Origin of the sequence: Streptomyces murinus (assembly GCF_002154555.1) — a bacterium.
Taxonomy (GTDB): domain Bacteria; phylum Actinomycetota; class Actinomycetes; order Streptomycetales; family Streptomycetaceae; genus Streptomyces; species Streptomyces murinus.
This window is the reverse complement of record NZ_MUNF01000054.1, coordinates 1-3,870: the sequence shown is the minus strand read 5'-3', so window position 1 is coordinate 3,870 and position 3,870 is coordinate 1. Positions and strand designations below refer to the sequence as shown.

At 69.3% G+C, this 3,870-nt stretch carries 3 protein-coding genes and 1 pseudogene; 1 reads left to right on the top strand and 3 read right to left on the bottom strand.

What is annotated here, in order from left to right:
• The 3 genes from CCN72_RS04095 to CCN72_RS04085 form a co-directional block, all read right to left on the bottom strand.
• Positions 1–483 (bottom strand): GNAT family N-acetyltransferase (locus CCN72_RS04095; protein WP_086806358.1); only part of this gene is annotated, 483 nt, incomplete at its 3' end.
• 110 nt (positions 484–593) lie between these two features.
• Positions 594–2,225, bottom strand: a complete 1,632-nt coding sequence (gene pruA / locus CCN72_RS04090; RefSeq protein ID WP_086806357.1) for an L-glutamate gamma-semialdehyde dehydrogenase — start codon at positions 2,223–2,225, stop codon at positions 594–596.
• 37 nt (positions 2,226–2,262) lie between these two features.
• Positions 2,263–3,189, bottom strand: a complete 927-nt coding sequence (locus tag CCN72_RS04085) for a proline dehydrogenase family protein (RefSeq protein ID WP_086806356.1) — start codon at positions 3,187–3,189, stop codon at positions 2,263–2,265.
• A gap of 165 nt (positions 3,190–3,354) precedes the next feature.
• Here CCN72_RS04085 and CCN72_RS04080 point away from each other — a divergent pair.
• Positions 3,355–3,870, top strand: a pseudogene (locus CCN72_RS04080) (PucR family transcriptional regulator); the annotation flags it as partial.

Genomic DNA, 3,870 nt, shown 5'->3' with positions numbered 1-3,870 from the left:
GTCGGGGCAGGGTCGTACATAGAAGCTGCCTTCTTCCGCGGGCAGCCGCACGATCCCGTCCTTCGGCGACAGGGCGCACACGTGCCCCTCCCAGCGCCGCCAGCCGCGCGCGATGTACAGCGGGGCCCCCTTCGCGCTGGCGGACAGCGCGCCGAGATCGTAGGCCCGTTCGATCGTCCGTTCGAGCTCCGCCATCACCCGGCCGCCGAGTCCGGTCCGCCGCGCGTCCGCGCGCACGGCCACGGCCTCGACGTACCCGGTGCGCAGCCAGCGCCCGGCGTTCCGCAGCCGCCGCATGACGACCGCCCCGTGCGCGGCGAGACCGGAGCCGTCCCGGATCAGCACATGCAGACCGCCGAGACCGTGGTCCCAGTCCTCGTCGGAGAAGTTTCCACCGAAGGCGGCGTCCAACAGGGCGCGGATCTCGGCGAGTTCGGCGGAGTCGAGATCGGCGGTGTGGGCGAGGCGGAGCCGGACGGTCATGACCACCAGTGTGGCACCCGGCCGTCGACGCGCGCCGGGAATTGGAAACGGGCCGGGAAGCCTGCTCGGGGGGTCAGGCTTTCCGGCCCGTCGTTCGGGCGGGCTGGGGGTCAGCCCATGTGCGGGTACGTGTAGTCGGTCGGCGGGACCAGGGTCTCCTTGATGGCGCGGGTCAGGGTCCAGCGCATCAGGTTCTGGGGGGCACCGGCCTTGTCGTTGGTGCCGGAGGCGCGGCCGCCGCCGAAGGGCTGCTGGCCGACCACGGCGCCGGTCGACTTGTCGTTGATGTAGAAGTTGCCCGCCGCGTAGCGGAGCTTCTCCATCGTGTACGCGGCCGCCGCACGGTCATTGGAGATGACCGACCCGGTGAGGGCGTAGTCCGAGACCGACTCCATCTGGGTCAGCATCTCGTCGTACTTGTCGTCCTCGTAGACGTGGACCGCGAGCACCGGGCCGAAGTACTCGGTCGTGAAGACCTCGTTCTCCGGGTCGGAGCACTCGATGACGGTCGGGCGCACGAAGTAGCCGACCGAGTCGTCGTACGTGCCGCCCGCGACGATCGTGCAGGTCGCGTCCGCCTTGGCGCGGTCGATCGCGGCCTTGTTCTTGGCGAAGGAGCGGTCGTCGATGACGGCGCCCATGAAGTTGGACAGGTCCGTCACATCACCCATGGTGAGGTGGTCGACCTCGGCCGCGAACTCCTCCTTGAAACCGGCGTTCCAGATGGAGGCCGGGATGTACGCGCGGGAGGTGGCGCTGCACTTCTGGCCCTGGTACTCGAAGGCACCACGGGTCAGCGCGGTCTTCAGGATCGCGCGGTCGGCGCTCGGGTGCGCGACCAGGAAGTCCTTGCCGCCGGTCTCGCCGACCAGACGGGGGTACGAGCGGTACTTCTCGATGTTGTTGCCGACCGTCTTCCACAGGTACTGGAAGGTCTTGGTCGAACCGGTGAAGTGGATGCCCGCGAGGTCACGGTGCTCCAGGGCGACCTTGGAGACCTCGATGCCGTCGCCGGTGACGAGGTTGATGACGCCCTTGGGCAGACCGGCCTCCTCCAGCAGCTGCATGAGCAGCACGGCGGCGTGCGTCTGCGTCGGGGACGGCTTCCAGACCACCACGTTGCCCATCAGGGCCGGGGCGGTGGGCAGGTTCGCCGCGATCGCCGAGAAGTTGAACGGCGTGATCGCGTAGACGAAGCCCTCCAGCGGGCGGTGGTCCATGCGGTTCCACACGCCCGGGGAGTTCGCCGGGGGCTGCTCGGCGAGGATCTGGCGGGCGTAGTGCACATTGAAGCGCCAGAAGTCGACCAGCTCACAGGGGCTGTCGATCTCCGCCTGCTGGGCCGTCTTGGACTGGCCGAGCATGGTGGAGGCGGCGATCGTCTCGCGCCACGGGCCGGACAGCAGCTCGGCGGCGCGCAGGATGATCGCGGCACGGTCGTCGAAGGCCATCGCACGCCAGGCCGGAGCGGCGGCCAGGGCCGCGTCGATGGCGTCCTGGGCGTCCTGCTGGGTGGCATGGCGGCCGGTGCCGAGCACCGCCTTGTGGTTGTGCGGCTGCACGACCTCGAACGGCTCGCCGCCGCCGAGGCGCTTCTCGCCACCGATGGTCATCGGCAGCTCGACCGGGTTCTCGGCCAGCTCCTTGAGCTTGGCCTCAAGACGGGCGCGCTCGGGCGAGCCGGGGGCATAGCCGTGCACCGGCTCGTTGACGGGGGTGGGGACCTGGGTCACAGCGTCCATGAGATCCGAACTCCTTGTACGTGAGCGGGTGGTGGGCTCAGCCCTTGCTGACCATGCTGCGCAGGAAGAAGCGCAGGTTCGCCGGCTTCTCCGCCAGACGGCGCATGAAATAGCCGTACCAGTCGGTGCCGTACGCCGTGTAGACGCGCATGCGGTGACCCTCTGCGGCCAGCCGCAGATGCTCGTCGCCGCGGATGCCGTACAGCATCTGGAACTCGTACTCGTCGAGCTTACGACCGGCCTTGTGGGCGAGCTCCTGCGCGATGGAGATCAGGCGCGGGTCGTGGGACCCGATCATCGGGTAGCCCTCGCCGTCCATCAGCGTCTTCAGGATGCGCACGTAGGCCTTGTCGATCTCGTGCTTCTGCTGGTAGGCGACCTCGGCGGGCTCCTTGTAGGCGCCCTTGACCAGGCGGACCCGGCTGCCGGCCTCGGCGAGCCGCTTGGCGTCGGCCTCGGTGCGGAACAGGTACGCCTGGATGACACAGCCGGTCCCCGGGTGATCCTTCCGCAGCTCCTCGTGGATGGCGAACATCGAGTCGAGGGTGGTGTGGTCCTCGGCGTCCAGCGTCACGGTCGTACCGATCGCGGCGGCGGCCTCGACGACGGGACGGACATTGGCGAGCGCCAGCTCGTGGCCGCCCTCCAGCGCCTGCCCGAACATCGACAGCTTGACCGACATCTCGACCTTCTCGCCGAGCTCCAGCTCCTTGAGGTGGTCGATCAGCGCGAGGTAGGCGTCGCGGGCTCCCTCGGCCTGTGCGGGGGTGGTGATGTCCTCGCCGACGACGTCCATCGTCAGCTGAAGGCCCTTGCCCGTCAGGTCCTTGATGATCGGGACGATGTCGGACACCGTCTCACCCGGGATGAAGCGGTCGACGACCTGCTTGGTCACGGGGGCCGCCGAGATCAGGCGACGCATCCGGTCGCTGCGCGACGCGGCGAGAATCACGGGACCCAGCACGGGGCACCTCCACAGACAAGCACCAAAAGAGGCCATCACCCGACGATTCGGGTACGGCACGGAGAACCACCGTGAAACCTACGGATCCCTTTGATCGTCGGCCATCGACAGCTGTCACGCATCCGTGCCCGGGATCTCAGACATCTGTATGAAGATGGCCGGAAAATGGGGGAGAATGCCCGGGTGGCGGCGGATTACAAGGGTGATTACCAGGAACTGGTGGACGAGATCTCGGAGCTGCTGGGCGCGCCCGCGACCCTGGAGAACCGCGACTTCGAGCTGCTCGCCTTCGGCACGTACGACAGCGACGACGAGCTGGACGCCTCGGCGCTGGACCCGGTGCGCACCCGCTCGATCCTGACCCGGCGCTCCACGGCGGGCGTGCGCACCTGGTTCGAGGGCTTCGGCATCACCCGCGCCACCGGCCCGGTCCGTATCCCGCCGAGCCCCGAGGCGGGTGTCTACCGCGGCCGGATCTGCCTGCCCGTGCGGCACCGGGGGGTCGTGGTCGGCTACGTCTGGCTCCTGGAGGGCGAGCCCGGGCCGACGGACGCCCAGCTCGACGCCGCGATGCGGGTGGCCGGCCGGATCGGCGCGCTGCTGGCGGACGAGGCGGAGGCGGGGGCCGGGCTGAGCCGTGAGCTGCGGGCGGTGCTCACCGCCGAGGGCGGCTGGCAGCGG